The organism is Streptomyces sp. NPDC004126, from assembly GCF_050275515.1.
Taxonomy (GTDB): domain Bacteria; phylum Actinomycetota; class Actinomycetes; order Streptomycetales; family Streptomycetaceae; genus Streptomyces.
On the sequence record NZ_JBNNPF010000003.1, the window covers coordinates 214762 to 232368 of the forward strand.

Here is a 17607-nt window from a genome sequence, read left to right on the forward strand (position 1 = left end):
GCCAGGACCACCAGGGCCGCGCCGAGCGTGCCGATGGCGTACGCCACCACGAGCCCCGGGCGGCGTCCGCGCGCGGTCATCAGGGCGCCCCCGCCCCGTACGTCGCACCGGCCGCCGTGGCGCTCCTGCCGCGTGACCGGTCCGCCGGGCATCATGGCCGGGTGACGACGCGATCAGGCGACGACCCCGGCCCCGGCGACGGTGAGCGGCCCGTCCGGCTGCCCTACGCCGACCCGGCCTTCGTCGCCGACCCGTTCCCGCTCTACCGGCACCTGCGCGACGAGGCACCCGTCCACCGCGTGGTCATCGCGGGCGGCCTGGACGCCTGGCTCGTCACCCGCCACGAAGACGGCCTGGAGGCCCTGTCGGACCCCCGCCTCGGCAGCGACGTACGCGACGCCACGGACACCCGCCTGCTGCGGCAACTGCCCGACACGGAGCGCGAGGCGATGCTCGGCAACATGCTCCGCAGCGACCCGCCCGACCACACCCGGCTGCGCCGCCTGGTCTCCAAGGCGTTCACCGCCCACCGGGTGGCCGGGATGCGGCCCCGCATCCAGGCCCTCACCGACCGGCTGCTCGACGCGGTCACCCCCGCCGGCCGCGCCGACCTCGTCGCCGACTTCGCGCTGCCCCTCCCCGTCACCGTGATCGGCGAACTGCTCGGCGTCCCGGTGGACGACCGCCGCGACTTCCAGCGCTGGACGGACCGCCTGATCACCCGCGGCGCGGAGCCGCCGGACCCGGCCGTCGTCAACGAGGCCTGGCAGCACATGCGCGGCTACGTCACCGGGCTCATCCGGGACAAGCGGGCACACCCCGGCGACGACCTGCTCAGCGCCCTGGTCACCGCCCGGGACGAGGAGCGGCGGCTGACCGAGGACGAACTGATCGCCATGGTCTTCCTGCTGCTGGCCGCCGGCTACATCACCACCGTCAACCTGATCGCCGGCGGCCTCGCCACGCTGCTCGCCCACCCCGACCAGCTCGGCCTGCTGCGCTCCGATCCCGGACTGCTGCCGGGGGCGGTCGAGGAGTTCCTGCGCTACGACGGCCCGGTGAACCCCGGCATCGCCCGCTTCGCCCGCGAGGACGTCGAGATCGCCGGCGTGCGGATCCCGCGCGGTGCGACCGTACTGATCGCCTCCGCCATCGCGGACCGGGACCCGGTGCGCTTCCCCGACCCCGACCGCCTGGACATCACCCGCCGGGACAACGCCCACCTGGCGTTCGGGCACGGCATCCACTACTGCCTGGGCGCACCGCTGGCCCGCCTCGAAGCCGAGATCGCCATCGGCACGGCCCTGCGCCGGCTCCCCGGCCTCACCCTCGCCGTCCGCCCGGACGAGATCCCCTGGCGGCTCGGCGGCCTGCGCGGCCCCCTGACCCTCCCCGTCGCCTTCACCCCGGCCGGCTAGCGGCAAAGATCCCGGGCGGCGATGTCGAGAACCCCGGGCCGGCTCCGTCTCCCGTATGAACGCGACCGGAAGCGGTCGCACCAGCACCACGGAGGAGAGCCATCATGGCGAAGTACCTGCTGCTCAAGCACTACCGCGGAGCCCCGGCGGCGGTCAACGACGTGCCCATGGACCAGTGGACGCCCCAGGAGATCTCGGCCCACATCCAGTACATGAACGACTTCGCGGCCCGGCTGGAGAAGACCGGCGAGTTCGTCGACGGCCAGGCGCTCGCCCCCGAGGGGACCTTCGTCCGGTACGACGGGGAGGGACGCCCGCCGGTCACCGACGGCCCGTTCGCCGAGACGAAGGACCTCATCGCCGGCTGGATGGTCATCGACGTCGACAGCTACGAACGCGCCGTCGAACTGGCCGGAGAGCTGTCCGCCGCCCCCGGGGCGGGCGGCGAGCCGATCCACGAATGGCTCGAACTGCGCCCCTTCCTGACCGAGCCCCCCACCGTCACGGAGTGACCTCCCCCATGCCCGGTGCACCCGAGGCGTCCGGAATGGACGCGGCCCTGCTCAGGAGCCTCACACCGGGCGTCCTCGCCGTCCTCGTCCGCCGCGGGGCCGACTTCGCGGCGGCCGAGGACGCCGTGCAGGACGCCCTGGTCGAGGCGGTCCGGGTCTGGCCGGCCGAACCCCCGCGCGACCCGAAGGGCTGGCTGGTCACCGTGGCCTGGCGGCGGTTCCTCGACGCGGCCCGCGCCGACACCGCCCGCCGCCGGCGCGAGGACCTCGTCGAGCAGGAGCCGGAACCCGGGCCGGCCCCCGGCGCGGACGACACGCTCCGGCTGTACTTCCTGTGCGCCCACCCGTCGCTGACGCCGTCGTCCGCGGTCGCGCTCACGCTGCGCGCCGTCGGCGGACTCACCACCCGTCAGATCGCCCGGGCCTACCTGGTGCCCGAGGCGGCCATGGCGCAGAGGATCAGCCGGGCCAAGCGCACCGTCTCGGGCGTGCGCCTCGACCGGCCCGGCGACGTCGCCACCGTGCTGCGGGTCCTCTACCTGGTCTTCAACGAGGGCTATTCCGGGGACGTCGACCTCGCCGCCGAGGCCATCCGGCTCACCCGGCAGCTCGATGCCGCGATCGACCACCCGGAGGTGGCGGGCCTGCTCGCCCTCATACTGCTCCACCACGCCCGGCGCGCCGCCCGGACCGCACCCGACGGCAGCCTGGTGCCCCTCGCCCAACAGGACCGCGGGCTCTGGGACACGGCGGCGATCGCCGAGGGCGTCGGGATCCTCCAGGCGGCCCTCGCCCGGGACCGGCTGGGCGAGTTCCAGGCGCAGGCCGCCATCGCCGCCCTCCACGCGGACGCGCGCACCGCGCGGGAGACCGACTGGCCGCAGATCGTCGAGTGGTACGACGAACTCGTACGCCTGACCGGCAGCCCGGTCGTCCGGCTCAACCGCGCGGTGGCCGTCGGCGAGGCCGACGGACCCCGCGCGGGCCTGGCGGCACTCGCGGAGCTGGACGACGCGCTGCCCCGGCACACGGCGGTGGCGGCCCACCTCCACGAACGCGACGGCGACCTCGCGAAGGCGGCCCTGCTGTACGCCGAGGCCGCCCGGAAGGCCCCCAGCCTCGCCGAACGGGACCACCTGACGCGCCAGGCCGCCCGGCTCAACGCCCGCGGACGCCGCTGACCGGACCCCCGTCTCCCGCGCCCGGGTGCTTCCCCGGCCGGGACCGGGAGGGACGGGGCCCGCCGGGGAACACTCCCCGGACGGCGGCGCACTCCCCGAGCGCCGCCCGCCCGGCGTCGGGAGGAGCGGCTTGGACGGCACCACACGCCCGGCCGCCGCCGTGCGCCCGCCTTGACGGTGGCGAAGGAGCGTCCAGCTCCGGATGTGTAGGCACCATCGACCGCCTGTCCGGGCGGGCCCGGGGGTGCGAACCTGACCACGCCGCCCGGCCGAGCCCCGCGCGCACGGGCCCCCCGATCGTGCGCGCCGCCGTTCGACGGCCGCCCGTCCCGCCCGTCCCGTCCGCCCCGTCACCGAGGGAGCCCGCCCTATGCAGACCCGTTCACCCGTCGAGCCGCGCAAACGAGTGGTGTGGGGGATAACCCTCGTACTGACCGCGGTCACCGCCCTGCTCGGGGCCGCGCCCGGGGCCGCCACGGCAGCACCGTCCCCCGCCGCCCCGCCCGTCCCCGTCCTGTCCTGGGGCCCCTGCGAGGGCGCCGCGGCCGGGGACGCCTTCGAGTGCGCGACCGCCCGCGTACCGCTGGACTACCGCGATCCGGCCGGGCCTACGATCCCGCTCGCCGTCACCCGACGGCTCGCGCCCGACCGGGCCCACCGCACCGGCGTCCTGCTGCTCCACCCCGGCGGACCCGGCAACTCCGGTGTGGACTTCGCCCGCAACAGCTACGAGAACCTGCCCGCCTCCCTCCGCGACGCCTTCGACGTCGTCGGCTACGACATGCGCGGTGTGGGGCGCAGCGGACAGATCGAGTGCTGGAACGACAAGGAGTACTCCGCCGCCGTCGACGCCGCACGCGGCGTACCCGGCCCCGGAGCCCTGCGGGAAGCGGTCCGGCAGGGCCTCGACTTCGCCACCGCCTGCCGGCAGCGCGCCGTGGACCTGGCCCCGTACATCGGTACCGGCTCCAACGCCAAGGACATCGACCTGCTCCGCCGGGCCCTCGGCGAGGAGCAGCTCACCTTCTACGGACGCTCCTTCGGCAGCTACGTCGGCACCGTCTACGCCGCGCAGTTCCCCCGCCGCGTCCGCGCCATGGTCCTGGACGGCGCCTACGACCCCCGCACGTACGCCGACCTGCCCTACGCCTACGACGCCGCGCAGTTCACCGCCCTGGACGGGGCCGTGGGCCGGTTCCTCGACTGGTGCGCGCAGGACCCCGCCGGGTGCGGCTTCGGCGACGGCCGGCCCCGCGAGGCGTTCGAGGAGCTCAAGCGGGCGCTGGACGCCGACCCGGTGATCACCCCGAGCGGACGCCCGGCGACCGGCTACACCCTCGCCTACCGCCTGATGTTCAACATCAACTCGGGCAAGGAGATCTGGCCCTACCTGGGGCAGGCCCTCAAGGCGGCGCAGGCGCGCCAGTCCACCTTCCTGCTCAACCCGCCCTCACCCGGGTCCTTCGACTTCCTCAACGTCAACCTGGCCGTGGAGTGCGCCGACCGCGTCTACCCGAAGAGCCCCCTGCTCCTGGGCGCCCTGGTCACCGCCGAGGCGGCCTCCGCGCCGCTGCTGGGGCCGGCGATCGGGTTCGGGCCGCCCACCTACGACCACAACCACGCGACCACCTGCGCCCAGTGGCAGACGGAGCGCCCGAGCCGCCACGAGGGCTCCTACCGCGCGGCCGGCTCCGCCCCGATCCTGGTCCTCGGCACCACGGGGGACCCCGACACCCCGTACCAGGACGCCGTCGCCCTCGCCCGGACGCTGGAGAACGGCCGCCTGCTGACGTTCGACGCCGAGGGGCACACCGCGTACAACCGCAGTGCGTGCGTCAGCGACCTGGCCACGAAGTACCTCGCCACGCTGGCGCTGCCCGCCCGGGGCACCGTCTGCGCGGACGAGGCGCCCCCGGAGGCGTCGGCCCGCCGCACCGCCGGCATCGAGGTCGACGAGACGCGCGACGTGATCCCCGCCCTGCGCTGAACCCCGGCCGCCGCGCGGCGCCCCGGCCGGTCACCGGCCGGGGTCCCGCGCGGTTAGGCTCACCCCATGACTGTGCTCGTATACGAAGACTTCGGCACCGGCCGCCACCGCGAGGCCTCGCTGATCAGGCACGCCCTGGGCAGCGTCCACGACGAGGAGCTCGTGGCCGGTCTCGCCGGGGGCATCGGCTTCATGTACTTCGTCTTCGAGTACGAGGGACGCCTGCCCATCCTCACGATCGTGGCCCAGTCCCACCCCGAGCCCTGGGTACAGGTCGCGCTCGGCCGCCTCGGGGTCCCGTACGAGGCCACCCGCGCGATGAACCCCCGCTGGGGCCGGGTCCGCGCCGCGCTGGACGGCGGGCAGCCCGCGTTCTGCGTGGTCGACCGCTCCTCCCTGCCCTGGCACGCGGCCGACCCGGACGCCGCGATGACCGGCACCGACCCGTACACCGTCGCCATCGCCGGGTACGACGGCGACGACCTGCTGGTCGAGGACGGGGCACCGACCCCGTACCGGATCGGCCGCGAGGAGTTCGGCGCCGCCTGGACCGCCCACCGCAAGGGCCGCCACCAGCTGATCGTCCCCACCGGCCCCGCCGAGGGCGAGCCGGACGTGGACGGGGCGATCGCCTCCACCGTCACGCACCTCACGGGCGCGGTCCTCGGCAACGCCTTCGACGTGAACTTCGGCTTCACCGGGATGGAGAAGCTCGCCGCCCAGCTGCGCGACGGCACCACCAAGACGGGCTGGGAGCGGCGGTTCGGCAGCTCGCCGGAGGCCCTGCGGGCCGGCACCGGGCGGCTGTACGCCTGCCTGGAGGAGGAGTGGACGGCCCCGGGCGCGACCCGGCCGCTGTACGCCGACTTCCTCGACCGCGTCGGGAGGCCGGAGGCGGCCGGGCTCTTCCGGGAGTCCGCCGGCCACTGGGCGGAGCTGGCGATGCTCGGCCGCGACGCCGACCCGGGGGCGGGTGCGCAGGAGCGGCGGGCGCTGTTCGACGCGTGCGCGGAACACGTGGACCGGTGCCTGGAACTGGAGCGCGAGGCGGTCCGGGCCCTGGAGAAGTAGGCCCCGCGCACCCTTGACGGATGGATGGTCTGGACCAACCCTACGTGGTGGCGCGCCACTTCCGGCGCGCACGGACGAAGGGAGCACCCCCGTGATCCGTCGCACCATCCGCCTGCTCGGCCTCGGCCTCGGCCTCGGCCTCGCCGCGTTATGCGTCCAGCTGCCCGCTGCGGCCGCGGCCGAACCGCCGGGGACGCGCGCGCCCGACACCTGTGCGGTGAAGCCCAGGCCGGCCGGCAAGGTCCTCCAGGGGTACTGGGAGAACTGGGACGGCGCCGCGAACGGCGTCCACCCGCCGCTGGGCTGGATCCCCCTGACCGACGGCCGCATCCGCGCGCACGGCTACAACGTGGTCAACGCGGCCTTCCCCGTCATCCGCTCCGACGGCACCGTGCTGTGGGAGGACGGCATGGACAGCACCGTGAAGGTGCCCACCCCCGCCGAGATGTGCCAGGCCAAACAGGACGGCCTCACCGTCCTGATGTCCATCGGCGGCGCGGCCGCCGGCATCGACCTGAACTCCACCGCCGTGGCGGACCGCTTCGTCGCGACGATCGTCCCCATCCTGAAGAAGTACAACTTCGACGGGATCGACATCGACGTCGAGACCGGCCTCGTCGGCTCCGGCAGCATCACCCGCCTCTCCCCGTCGCAGGCCAACCTGATCCGCATCATCGACGGCGTGCTCGCGCAGATGCCGGCCGGATTCGGCCTGACGATGGCCCCCGAGACCGCCTACGTCACCGGCGGCAGCGTGGCGTACGGCTCGATCTGGGGCGCGTACCTGCCCGTCGTCAAGAAGTACGCCGACAACGGCCGGCTGTGGTGGCTGAACATGCAGTACTACAACGGCAGCATGTACGGCTGCTCCGGGGACTCCTACTCGGCGGGGACCGTCGCCGGCTTCAAGGCGCAGACCGACTGCCTCGACCGGGGCCTCGTCGTCCAGGGCACCACGGTCCGGGTGCCCTACGACAAGCAGGTCCCCGGGCTCCCGGCCCAGCCGGGCGCCGGCGGCGGCTACATGGCGCCGGGCCTGGTCGCCCAGGCCTGGAACCCCTACGGCGGCCGGCTCAAGGGGCTCATGACCTGGTCGCTCAACTGGGACGGGTCCCGGAACTGGACCTTCGGCGACAACGTCAGGGCACTCCAGGGCCGCTGACGCCGCCGCCCCCGGGCCGTCCTCAGCCCCCCAGCTGCTTGCGGATCAGCTCGTACGAGCGGACCCGGTCGCGGAAGCCGTAGACGGGCGTGGTCAGCATCAGCTCGTCCGCGCCGGTCTCGGCGGCCAGCTCCGCGAGCCGGCGCACGACGGTCTCGGGGGTGCCGACGGCCTGCTGCGCGCGGAAGCCGGCCAGGGCCTCCAGCTCCGCCGGCGCGAAGGCGTGCGCGGCGGCCTCCTCGGGTGTGGGGAAGGGCATGTCGCTGATCCCCTTGAGCAGGTCCGCCTTGACCACGTTCATCGGCTCGCCGAGCCGCAGGGCCTCCTCCTCCGTGTCCGCGCACACCGCCTCCACGCACAGCAGCACCCGGGGCCGCTCGCACCAGCGCGAGGGGGTGAACGCGGCCCGGTACCGCTCCAGGACCGCCCGGGTGTTCTCCGGCCGGATGTGGTGGGCGACCGCGACCGGCAGGCCGAGTTCCGCGGCGAGCGCGGCCCCGGCGGGGCTGGAGGCGAGCAGCCACGGCTCCGGCAGCGGGCCGAGCGCGACCTCCTCCACGAGGAAGGACAGCACCGCCGCCACGTCCTCCCGGTACTCGGCGTCCGTCGTCGGGTCCGCTCCGCGGCGCAGGGCGCGGGCGATGCCCTCGTCGAAGGTGCCGGGTCCGCGCCCGATGCCCAGGTCGATCCGGTCCTCGTGCAGGGCGGCGAGGGTCCCGAACTGCTCGGCCAGGGCGAGGGGCGCGTGGTTGGGGGCCAGCACGCCGCCCGAGCCCAGCCGGATCGCCGAGGTGGACGCCGCGGCGTGCGCGGTGAGCACGACCGGCGGGAACGCCCCGATCGCGGGGGAGTGGTGGTGTTCGGCGTACCAGACGCGGTGGTAGCCCAGGCGTTCCAGCTCCCGCGCGAAGGCCGCGGTGTCCCGCAGGGTGTCCACGGCCCGGGTGCCGGTCTGGACCATCGCGACTTCGAGCGCGGAGAGGGGTATGTCGATCATGCCGCCAGCATAGGGACCGGCCGCTCCGGCGAGGTCCGCGGCGATCCGTTTTGCGCCACCGGAAGAGCCGGAAGAGCCGGAAGAGGTTGACAGTGATCACTCCCTTGCATCACCCTTTCACTAGTCAACTAGTGAAAGGGTGATGCAGCCGTGCTGGAGTACCGCATCGACCGCCGCAGCGGCATCGCCACGTACCTGCAGATCGTCCAGCAGACCAAACAGGCCCTGCGCCTGGGCCTGCTGGTACCCGGCGACAAGCTGCCGGCCGCGCGCGAGGTCGTCGAGGCCACCGCCATCAACCCCAACACCGTCCTCAAGGCCTACCGCGAACTGGAACGCGAAGGCCTGGTCGAGGCGAAGCGGGGGATGGGCACCTTCATCCGGAAGTCCCTGGGCGCCGCCCCGGCCGACTCCCCGCTCCACGACGAACTCGACGGCTGGGCGCGGCGGGCACGGGCCGCCGGGATGGAACGGGACGACGCGGCCGCGCTCTTCGCATCAGTACTGGACCAACACTTCAAGGGGGACGGCGACGCATGACCGACACCGTGATCGAGGCGGAAGGCCTCGGACTGCGCTACGGACGCAAGGGGGCATGGGCACTGCGCGACTGCTCCTTCCGGCTGCCCGAAGGCCGGATATGCGCGCTCGTCGGCCCCAACGGGGCCGGAAAGTCGACCCTGCTGGCTCTCGCCGCCGGGCTCGTGCTCCCCACCGAGGGCACCCTGCGCACGGCGCCGCGCGAGGAACTCGCCTACGTCGGCCAGGACAAGCCCCTCTACCCGCAGCTCACCGTCGACGAGACCCTGCGCCTCGGCCGGGAACTCAACCCCGGCCGCTGGGACGCGGCGACGGCCGAGCGGATCACGGACGCCGGAGGCCTGTCCCGCAAGGCCCGGATCCGCACCCTCTCCGGCGGCCAGCGCACCCGCGTCGCCCTGGCCCTCGCCCTCGGCAAGCGCCCGGCCCTGCTCCTCCTGGATGAGCCGATGGCCGACCTCGACCCGCTCGCCCGGCACCAGCTCATGGGCACCCTGATGGCCGACGCCGCCGAGAACGGCACCTCCGTGGTGATGTCCTCCCACATCCTCACCGAGCTGGAGGGCGCCTGCGACCACCTCCTCCTCGCGGACGGCGGCCGCATCCGCCTCGCCGGCCCCATCGACGAGGTCAGCGCCGCCCACCGGCTGCTCACCGGCCCGGCCGCCGCCTCCGCCGAACTCGCCCGCCACACCGTCGTGGAAACCCGTACGACGGGCCGCACCCTCACCGCGCTCGTGCGGCCGGGCGGGCCCGTCGACAGCGGGACCTGGCAGACGTCCACCCCCTCCCTGGAGGAACTCTTGCTCGCCCACCTGCGCTCCCCCGATGCCCCGACGTTCGAAGTCACGGGGGTGCGGGCATGAGCGCGGCGACGCTGAAGGGCCCGTACTGGGCCACCGTCCGCCAGCACCGCCACGCGGCCTGGGCGCTGCCCGCGCTGGCGGCGGTCGCCCTCGCCGCGGTGGCCGCCCTGCGCCTGTGGGTCGGCGACCCGGGCTCCGACGGGCCGTCCGTGTTCCCGGCCCGGGGCTACAACCTGCTGCGGCTCTGCATGCAGTACGCGGGCACCGCCCTGCTCCTGCTGCCACTCCTGGTCGGCGCCTTCGTGGCCGGCCCGATGACCGCGCGCGAACTGGAGAGCGGGACCTGGCGGCTCGCCCTCACCCAGTCGACCACGCCCAGGGCCTGGCTCGGCGCGAAGGTCCTCGTCGCCGGTCTGGTGTCCGCCCTCGGGGCGGCCGCGCTGGTGCTGGTCTACCGCCTCGGCTGGACGCAGGTGTCCAACACCTGGCAGCTCAGCCGGTTCGACCGGGGCCCCTACGAGGCCACCGGCCCGGTGCTGATCGGCTACTGCCTGCTGGGCGTGGCCCTCGGCGTCCTCGTCGGCCAGCTCGTCCGGCGCACCGTCGCGGCCATGGCGGTCGCCGGCCTGCTCACCGGAGTCGTGCTGGCGGGCCTCGGCTCTCTCCGGTGGTCGTTCCTGCCCGTGGAGACGAACACCATTCCCTTCGGCGGGAACCCGATGAAGCTGGCACCGCCCGACTCCCTGATGACGGACCTGGGGCTGCTCACCGCCTCGGGTTCGCGGCTGCCCAACGATGCCTGCTTCGAGCGCACCCGGGAGATGGGCGTCTGCCCCGCCGACCTGAACGTCACCGGCCGGTACGCGGACTTCCACCCGGCCTCGCACTACTGGCCGACGCAGCTGATCGAGACCGCCGTGGTCCTCGCCCTGGCCGCCGCCGCGCTCTACGCGGCGTTCCGGATGCTGCGCGCCCGCCGCGGCTGAGGCCTACAGCCCCGCACCACCGGTCGCGTCGACGACGCGGCCGGTGACCCAGCGCCCGGCGTCCGAGGCGAGGAAGGCCACGACGTCCGCGATGTCCCGCGGCTGCCCGACCCGGCCGAGCGCGGCGAGCGAGGCCGCGTGCGCCTCGGCCTCCGGGTTGCCTCGCAGCCAGCCGGCGTTGACGTCGGTGTCGACGATGCCGGGGGCGACCGAGTTCACCGTGACGCCCCGGGAGCCGAGGGCCTTGGCGAGGTTCAGCGTCAGGGTGTCGAGGGCTCCCTTCGTCGCCCCGTAGGCCAGGATCTCCGGCATCGCGAGCCGGGCGGCGCCGCTGGAGATGTTGATGACCCGGCCGCCGTCGCGCAGCCGGCCCAGGGCCTCCTGCACCACGAAGAACGGGGCCCGCACGTTGACCGCGAAGACCCGGTCGAAGCCCTCCTCCGTGACCTCGCCCAGCGGGGAGGGCAGCCCGATGCCCGCGTTGTTGACGATGATGTCGACGCCGTCCAGGCCGAGTCCGTCGTACGCGGCCCAGAGCGCGGCCGCGTCCCCGTGCCGGCCGAACTCGGCCCGCAGGGCGAAGGCCCGGCCGCCGTCGGCGGTGATCCGCTCGACGGTCTCCCGCGCGGCGGCCTCGTCGCCGGCGTAGGTCAGCGCGACGGTGATCCCGTCCGCCGCGAGCCGTTCGGCGATCGCCCGGCCGATTCCCCGACTGCCGCCGGTGACCAGTGCGTTCTTGCCCATGAGGAACTCCCCGTATTTCTGTAGTGGTCGTTACATAAAAAACGTAACACAAGATCCAGAACGCCTGCAACGCCCCGCGGCCGGCCGCTAGGATCCGGCCATGCCGATCACGCCGATACCCGTCCTCCGAGGCGGCAAGCGCACCGATCTCCGAGCCGTCGAGGGGGAGTTGGTCCTGCTGCGGGCGGGCCGGGAGCACCGCATCCCCTTCGAGGCCGTCGCCCTGGTCCACGCCGAGCGGCGGGCCGTCGAGGTCCGGCTCCGGGCACCCGACGGGAGCGCGCCGGCCGTCTACCGGATCGAGGGCGTCAGCGCGGCGGCCGCGACCGCCTTCGCCCGCGCCGTCCACTCGGCACTCCCGCCGATCCCCGAGGGCGCGGCCGCCGTGGACGGCGCCGCCCTGGTCACCGTCCGCGCCGCCGAGCGCGAACCGCTGACCCCGAGGGAGGAGTTCGGCCGGCGGGTGAAGTGGATGGCGTGGACGTCCCTCCTCGCCGTCGCCGCGATGAGCGTGATCGTCTCCTTCGCCACGCACCCCGTCATGATGGTCTTCGTCTGGCTGACGGGCGGTGTCGGCTTCCCCTTCGCGGCCGCGGTCCTCCTGCTGCTGCCCAAGGCAGCCGAGCGCTGGCGCCTGCCCCGGCACGGCATCACCGTGACGGCGGAATACGCCCACAGCGCCGCCGAACCGACCCTCTACCTGTACGGGGACCCGGAGGGCAACGCCCGCACGTTCTACGACGCGAGCGGCCGCCTCCGCCTGGAGGTCAGTTACGACCCCGGGGACCCCGGCCGGGTGGTCCGCGCCGACGGCAAGGGCCGCTGGCTCGACGCGATCCTCCTCTCGTCCGCGTCCCTCATCGCCGTCCTGGCCCTGCTGGCCTTCCTGGCGACGCCCTTCATGTCCGTGTAGGCCGGCCATATTGACGTGCGCATCCCCATCGGAGCTGCGACAGTCACCGTCGTGACCTTGATGAACGTCCTCCTCGACTTCGCGGCGACCGGCCGGATCGGCCCGCTCCACTGCGGTATGCCCCTCGCCGCGGCCGAGGAGGTGCTCGGCCCGGGCCGGCCGCACCCGCAGATCGTGATGAAGGGCCCGGACTTCGACGGGTACCCGTACGTCTGGGGCGGGCTGGAACTCGTCGTCACCCGGCGCCACGTCAGCGGCATCTCGGTACGGCTCGACCCCGGGTCGGCGGCCAGACTGCCGCCCGAGGTGCTGCCGGACGCCGGCGCGTACGCGGCGACCTTCCTGCGCGAGGACTTCATCGCCGCCCTCGACGCCGTCGGCTGCCGGCACGTGGCCAACCCGGTCCTGACCTTCGACGAGCAGTCGGCCGTCACCACCCGGCCCGCCGGGGTCAACGTGCTCTTCGGCGTGCCGGTCAAGGACGCGGACGTCCCGGACCGCAGCCGCTTCCACCTCGAGTTCCTCGACCGGCAGACCGCGTGACCGCCGCCCCGGGACCGCCGGGCCGCGGCTACCGGTACGTCGGGCCCGGGGAACTGCGGGCGCTCGCCGGGCCCGGGGGAGAGGGGCGGTGCGTCCGGTCGGCCGCCGACCTGCACGACTGGCTGCGGGCGGCGGCGCCGGGTGAACGGGCCGAGCCCTTCACGTACGTGGTCGACGGCGCCGGTGCGCTGCGGCTCGCACCCCGCCGCAGCGAGCACGTGGCCTGCGCCGGCGGCGGCCCCGTGCGGGCCGCCGGGGAGATGGGCTTCCGCGAGGAGTCCGGGCGGTGGCGGGTCGACGTGGTGAGCAACCAGTCGACCGGCTACTGCCCGGACACCGCCTCGTGGCCGGACGTCGCCGCGGCCCTGGCCGCGGCCGGCATCCCGCACCCGGCCGGCTTCACCCACCCGGTGCTCTTCCGCCGCTGCCCCGGCTGCCGCGAGGTCAACATCGTGCGGGAGGGGGACTTCGTCTGCGTCTTCTGCGACGCCGAACTGCCCCGGACCTGGAACGTGGACGGCGACCGGGCACCGGCGGACCGCCGCTGAGCGGTCCGCCGCCCTAGTGGGCGACCTCGACGACGATCTTCCCGATCTGCACGCCCGACTCCATGTACCGGTGCGCCTCGGCGATCTCGCCGAGGCCGAAGACGCGGTCCACCACCGGACGGAAGGCCCCCGCCGTCAGACCGGACGTGACGAACGCCTCCGCCCGCCGCAGCCGCGCGGGGTCCCTGGTCGTCTCGTGCATCGTGTACGTCCGCATGTTCAGGGCGGGCATCCCGAGTTCGAAACCGGGATACGGCGTCGGCAGGCCGCTCACCGCCCCGTACAGGAAGAGCGTGCCCCCGGGGGCGACCGCCCTGGCCAGGTCCACCACGCCCGGCCCCGCCACGGCGTCGAAGACGAACTCCGCGCCCCGGCCCCCCGTCAGGGCCAGCACCCGGTCGGCCACCGGCTCCTCGTCGGTGACGATCACCGCCGCCGCCCCCGCCGCGAGCAGCGCCTCCCGCTTGGCGCGGCTGCGCGTCGTGGCGACCGGCACCGCGCCCACCCGCCGGGCGACCTGGATCGCCGCCAGGCCCACGCTGCTGGAGGCGGCCGTCAGCACCACCGTGTCGCCGGCCCGCATCCCGCCGACCTCGACCAGCGCCCCGTACGCCGTCACGTAGGGCATCCACACCGCCGCCCCCTCGACCGCGCCGAGCCCGGCCGGGCGGTGCACGACCGCGGCCGCCGGGACGAGGGCCCGCTCCGCGTAGACGCCGTAGTCGTTCATCGAGAACGCCGGCACCACGCTCACCGCCTCGCCCGCCTCGAACCCGGTCACCCCCGGACCGGCCGCCTCGACCACCCCCGCCGCCTCGGCGCCGAGCCGGGCCGGGAACTCCTTGGCCGGCTCGATGTAGTGGCCGGCCCGGAACAGCACCTCCGCCCGGTTGATGCCGATCGCGTCGACCCGGACCAGCAGTTCGCCGGGGCCCGGTTCGCCGACCGGCACCTCCTCGATCCGCAGTACCTCCGGGCCGCCGTACTCGTGGAACCGCACCGTCGCGGTCATAGTGCCTCCCCCTCCGATCGACGCCGGTACGGGACCCGCACCGCCGTGCCCCCAGCCAACCTGAAAGTTCGACAGCTGTCAAAGTTCGATGGCGGTGGTACTTTGGCAGCCGTCGAAGGCGGAACCAGTCAGGCATGCGGAACACGGGAGGCGGGCGGACCGATGGCGGCAGCGGAAACGGCAGCGGCAGCACGGCGGAGCGGCACCCGGACGGACCGGATCCCGGAACACCCGGACATCGCCGCCATCGGCCTCCAGCAGGTGCTCGAAGCCCTCGTCGACCCGGTGCGCCGGAAGATCGTCGGCGAGCTCTACCACGCCCCGCAGGACCTGGCCTGCGGCACCATCGACCTTCCGGTCGGCAAGTCCACCGCCACCCACCACTTCCACGTGCTCCGCGACGCCGGCCTGATCCGCCAGTACTACGTGGGCACCTCCCGGATGAACGCCCTGCGCCGGGAAGAGGTGGACGAGGCCTTCCCCGGCCTGCTGCGCGCGCTGGTCGGCGTACCCGGGCGCCCCTGACGGGGGCCGGGCGCCGCTTCGCCCGGTCGGGCGCCTCCGGGACGCCCCCACGGCGAGCTTCGCCGGCCCGGACGCCCGGCCGGTCCAGGCTCGGACGACGTCCGTACGGCTCGGTACGGCTCGGTACGGCTCGGTACGGCTCGGTACGGCTCGGTGGGGAGGCAGGCGCATGCCCGGTCCTCGGTCCGGCCCGCCCGGACGCACCGCAGTGGGGTACCGGGCCTACCGGGCCTACCTGGTCGCGGTCCCGGCCGGCGCCCTGGTGGGGCTGGTCGGCGGCGCGTTCCGCCGGTGCCTGGAAGGCGCCGGCGAACTGCGCGGCAGGCTCCTGGAGACCGCCGACGCACTCGGCGGTGCGGGCCGGCTGCTGATCCCGGTGGCGCTCGCCGCGGCCGGTGCGGCGGTGGCCTGCGCGATCGCCCGGCGGGTCCCGACCGCCGCGGGCAGCGGCATCCAGCACGTGGAGGCCGTATGGCGGGAGGAGGCCGGGCCGGGGCCCCGCTCGCTGTGGCTGCTGCCCGCGAAGTTCCTCGGCGGCCTCATCGCGATCGGCTCCGGCCTGGTCCTCGGCCGGGAGGGCCCGATCGTGCACATGGGGGCCTCGATCGGGTCCGGCGCCGGCCGCCTCACCCGTCTGGAGGCCGACGACGCCCGGCAGCTGCACACCGCCCTCAGCGGCGCCGGCCTGGCCACCGCCTTCACCGCACCCCTCGGCGGGCTGCTGTTCGTCTGCGAGGAGGTGACCCGCACGGTCCGGCCCCGCATGGTGCTGCTCACCCTCATCGGCACGGCCTCGGCGCTCGCCTGCTCCCGGTTCCTGGTCGGCGACGCGCCCGTCTTCCCGGTCGCGCCCATGCCGCTGCCGCCGGTGTGGACGCTGCCCCTCTTCCTGCTGTTCGGCGCGGTGGCCGGGCTGCTGGGCGCCGCCTACGCCGGCCTCGTCGTGGGGACCCTCTCCGTGTGCGACCGGCTCACCCGGGTGCCGCCCGTGGCCCGGGCCGCCGCCATCGGGGCCGTCGTCGGCCTGCTCATGGCGTACGACCCGCTGCTGGCCGGGGGCGGCGACCCGCTCAGCGAAGCCCTGCTGGCGGGCGGGACCCCCGCCGCGGCGGTGCTGGCCGGCTGCTTCGCCGTCCGGTTCGTGGCCGGCCCGCTCAGCTACGCGGCCGCGACCCCGGGCGGGCTGTTCGCCCCGCTGCTGGCCCTGGGAGCCCTGTGGGGGACCTTCGCGCACGCGGTCACCGCGCCGCTGCTGCCGCCCGGGGCGGCCGGGCCGGGGGCGTTCGCGGCGGTCGGGATGGCCGCCCTGTTCGCCGGCGTCGTACGGGCACCGTTCACGGGCGTCGTACTGGTGCTGGAGATGACCGGCGCCACCCCGCTCGTCCTGCCGCTGCTGGTCGCCTGCTTCGCCGCGACACTCGCCGCCGACGCCGTGGAGAGCGAGCCCGTCTACGACGGCCTGCGGCGCCGGATGCTGGAGCGGCCCTGACCCGGCGGAGGGTGACCGCCGCCCGAACCCCCCCCGCCGGGAGGCGGCTCTGTGATGGTGTGGCCTTCCGATGCCCACCGCACTCCCAGGGGAGGCCGCCGTGCCGGCGACACCGCAGCAGATCTTCGAGGGCTACCTCTACGCAGGAACCGTGAGCCGCAACGCCGACGCCCTCGCCGAGACCTTCACCGAGGACGGGGTCTTCGAGGCGCCGCTCATGCCGGACGGCGCCGCCTTCCCCCGGAGGCTGGCGGGCCGCGAGGAGATCCGCACCGCGATGGCGGCGTACTACGCGCGCCCCGTCGAGGGCGGCCGCGCGCCGAACTTCGAGAAGTCCGGCTACGTGCTCCACACCACCTCCGATCCCGACGTGTTCATCGCCGAGATCGACACCGTCTTCGACGGCGACGCCGCCGACGGGGACGCCGCGCAGGACCGGGCCGTCTCGCTGGTGCAGATCTTCCGCGTCCGGGACGGGAAGATCGCCCGTCTGCGCGACTACTTCGACCCCGCGCTGCTGGACTGAGCCCCCGCACGCACCGCCCGGGGGTGCAGTGGCGATTCGCCGGGTGAACGCATTGGCCCGAACGGGTGAGTTCCCCCTTCGGGCCCTGTCCCCGCCCGGCCCGGGGTCGTTACAACCGGATCGTGATCAAGAACGGCCCCCGCGGGCGCGACGACGGTCACCGCCGCCCGCCGGCGTTCCCCGAACAGCGACAGAGCGACAGAAAGAAAGACGGCTTTTCCATGAACAACCGCCTGCGGTACCTCGCCGCGACCCTGGCAACCGGTGTCACCCTGGCGCTCACCACCGGTGCTCCCGCCGACGCGCGTCCGGGCGGCGTCGACAGCCAATGCGGCAGGTACATCTGCGTGATGACCGCCCACCACAACCGCTTCGTCCAGGACATCACCGTGCAGACCAAGGACGGTCTGCCGGGCACCCTGCGCTCCTACTGGGGCGGCTTCCACAGCCCGAAGGTGGTCGCCGCCTCGCACCGCTGGCCGGTGAACTACGAGCAGGCGAACGCGAAGCTGGTCTGCGGCGGCCTGGAGCGCGACGGCCGCACCATCGAGGACGGCATCTGCGTCACCATCTGACCCCGGCCCGCCCTCCCGGAAGCCGTCGGCCCGGCCCCAGTGCCCCCGGCGGCATCCTCGCGCCACGTCCCG

Annotated in this window: 19 protein-coding genes; 16 read left to right on the forward strand and 3 right to left on the reverse strand. The window is 74.5% G+C overall.

Going from position 1 to position 17607, the window contains the following annotated elements:
• The first annotated feature begins 161 nt into the window (after window positions 1-161).
• The 6 genes from ACQKM2_RS04950 (at window position 162) to ACQKM2_RS04975 (ending at window position 7331) form a co-directional block, all read left to right on the forward strand.
• A complete protein-coding gene (locus ACQKM2_RS04950; RefSeq protein WP_427706651.1) occupies window positions 162-1418 on the forward strand; it encodes a cytochrome P450 family protein in 1257 nt (418 codons plus the stop codon).
• Between the two features lie 104 nt (window positions 1419-1522).
• The gene (locus ACQKM2_RS04955) at window positions 1523-1930 is read left to right on the forward strand and encodes a YciI family protein (RefSeq protein ID WP_427706653.1); all 408 of its coding nucleotides are present in this window, start codon (window positions 1523-1525) and stop codon (window positions 1928-1930) included.
• Window positions 1931-1965: 35 nt separating this feature from the next.
• Entirely contained in the window at window positions 1966-3111 is a 1146-nt protein-coding gene (locus tag ACQKM2_RS04960; RefSeq protein ID WP_427706797.1) for an RNA polymerase sigma factor, read from the forward strand.
• Window positions 3112-3481: 370 nt separating this feature from the next.
• Complete coding sequence (locus ACQKM2_RS04965; RefSeq protein WP_427706655.1) at window positions 3482-5098, forward strand: alpha/beta hydrolase; 1617 nt, start codon at window positions 3482-3484, stop codon at window positions 5096-5098.
• A 66-nt stretch (window positions 5099-5164) separates the two neighbouring features.
• A complete protein-coding gene (locus ACQKM2_RS04970) occupies window positions 5165-6169 on the forward strand; it encodes a DUF4872 domain-containing protein (protein WP_427706658.1) in 1005 nt (334 codons plus the stop codon).
• Window positions 6170-6263: 94 nt separating this feature from the next.
• Window positions 6264-7331 carry a chitinase gene (locus tag ACQKM2_RS04975; protein WP_427706799.1) on the forward strand — a complete coding sequence of 356 codons (1068 nt, stop codon included), beginning with the start codon at window positions 6264-6266 and terminating at the stop codon, window positions 7329-7331.
• 22 nt (window positions 7332-7353) lie between these two features.
• On the opposite strand, the gene ACQKM2_RS04980 is transcribed toward ACQKM2_RS04975, so the two are convergent.
• A complete protein-coding gene (locus ACQKM2_RS04980) occupies window positions 7354-8328 on the reverse strand; it encodes an MsnO8 family LLM class oxidoreductase (RefSeq protein WP_427706660.1) in 975 nt (324 codons plus the stop codon).
• Between the two features lie 150 nt (window positions 8329-8478).
• Here ACQKM2_RS04980 and ACQKM2_RS04985 point away from each other — a divergent pair, with 150 nt between their 5' ends.
• From ACQKM2_RS04985 to ACQKM2_RS04995, 3 genes are read left to right on the forward strand one after another with little or no spacing between them, the layout of a single operon-like run.
• Window positions 8479-8868 (forward strand): GntR family transcriptional regulator, encoded by a 390-nt coding sequence (locus ACQKM2_RS04985; protein ID WP_427706663.1) that lies wholly within the window; start codon window positions 8479-8481, stop codon window positions 8866-8868.
• Window positions 8865-9734: an ABC transporter ATP-binding protein gene (locus ACQKM2_RS04990; RefSeq protein ID WP_427706665.1), complete on the forward strand. Its 870-nt coding sequence runs from the start codon at window positions 8865-8867 to the stop codon at window positions 9732-9734. Before ACQKM2_RS04985 ends, ACQKM2_RS04990 begins: the two co-directional genes overlap by 4 nt.
• The gene (locus ACQKM2_RS04995) at window positions 9731-10660 is read left to right on the forward strand and encodes an ABC transporter permease (protein WP_427706667.1); all 930 of its coding nucleotides are present in this window, start codon (window positions 9731-9733) and stop codon (window positions 10658-10660) included. Before ACQKM2_RS04990 ends, ACQKM2_RS04995 begins: the two co-directional genes overlap by 4 nt.
• Before the next feature lie 3 nt (window positions 10661-10663).
• On the opposite strand, the gene ACQKM2_RS05000 is transcribed toward ACQKM2_RS04995, so the two are convergent.
• A complete protein-coding gene (locus ACQKM2_RS05000) occupies window positions 10664-11404 on the reverse strand; it encodes an SDR family oxidoreductase (RefSeq protein ID WP_427706669.1) in 741 nt (246 codons plus the stop codon).
• 100 nt (window positions 11405-11504) lie between these two features.
• On the opposite strand from ACQKM2_RS05000, the gene ACQKM2_RS05005 reads away from it, so the two are divergent.
• Genes ACQKM2_RS05005 through ACQKM2_RS05015 form a run of 3 tightly spaced genes read left to right on the forward strand, consistent with a single transcriptional unit; the run spans window position 11505 to window position 13408 of the window.
• Entirely contained in the window at window positions 11505-12317 is an 813-nt protein-coding gene (locus ACQKM2_RS05005) for a hypothetical protein (protein WP_427706672.1), read from the forward strand.
• A gap of 60 nt (window positions 12318-12377) precedes the next feature.
• The gene (locus ACQKM2_RS05010; RefSeq protein ID WP_427706801.1) at window positions 12378-12860 is read left to right on the forward strand and encodes a hypothetical protein; all 483 of its coding nucleotides are present in this window, start codon (window positions 12378-12380) and stop codon (window positions 12858-12860) included.
• Entirely contained in the window at window positions 12857-13408 is a 552-nt protein-coding gene (locus ACQKM2_RS05015) for a hypothetical protein (RefSeq protein WP_427706674.1), read from the forward strand. Before ACQKM2_RS05010 ends, ACQKM2_RS05015 begins: the two co-directional genes overlap by 4 nt.
• Window positions 13409-13421: 13 nt before the next feature.
• Here ACQKM2_RS05015 and ACQKM2_RS05020 read toward each other — a convergent pair whose 3' ends face one another.
• Window positions 13422-14420, reverse strand: coding sequence for a zinc-dependent alcohol dehydrogenase family protein (locus tag ACQKM2_RS05020; RefSeq protein WP_427706676.1), 999 nt, complete (start codon window positions 14418-14420; stop codon window positions 13422-13424).
• Window positions 14421-14582: 162 nt separating this feature from the next.
• Here ACQKM2_RS05020 and ACQKM2_RS05025 point away from each other — a divergent pair, with 162 nt between their 5' ends.
• From ACQKM2_RS05025 to ACQKM2_RS05040, 4 genes are all read left to right on the forward strand, one after another.
• Window positions 14583-14945 carry an ArsR/SmtB family transcription factor gene (locus ACQKM2_RS05025; RefSeq protein ID WP_427706678.1) on the forward strand — a complete coding sequence of 121 codons (363 nt, stop codon included), beginning with the start codon at window positions 14583-14585 and terminating at the stop codon, window positions 14943-14945.
• Window positions 14946-15114: 169 nt separating this feature from the next.
• On the forward strand, window positions 15115-16434 hold the full coding sequence (locus ACQKM2_RS05030; RefSeq protein ID WP_427706681.1) for a ClC family H(+)/Cl(-) exchange transporter: 1320 nt from the start codon (window positions 15115-15117) through the stop codon (window positions 16432-16434).
• Window positions 16435-16504: 70 nt separating this feature from the next.
• A complete protein-coding gene (locus ACQKM2_RS05035) occupies window positions 16505-16960 on the forward strand; it encodes a nuclear transport factor 2 family protein (protein WP_427706683.1) in 456 nt (151 codons plus the stop codon).
• 221 nt (window positions 16961-17181) lie between these two features.
• On the forward strand, window positions 17182-17535 hold the full coding sequence (locus ACQKM2_RS05040) for a hypothetical protein (RefSeq protein ID WP_427706685.1): 354 nt from the start codon (window positions 17182-17184) through the stop codon (window positions 17533-17535).
• Window positions 17536-17607 lie beyond the last annotated feature (72 nt).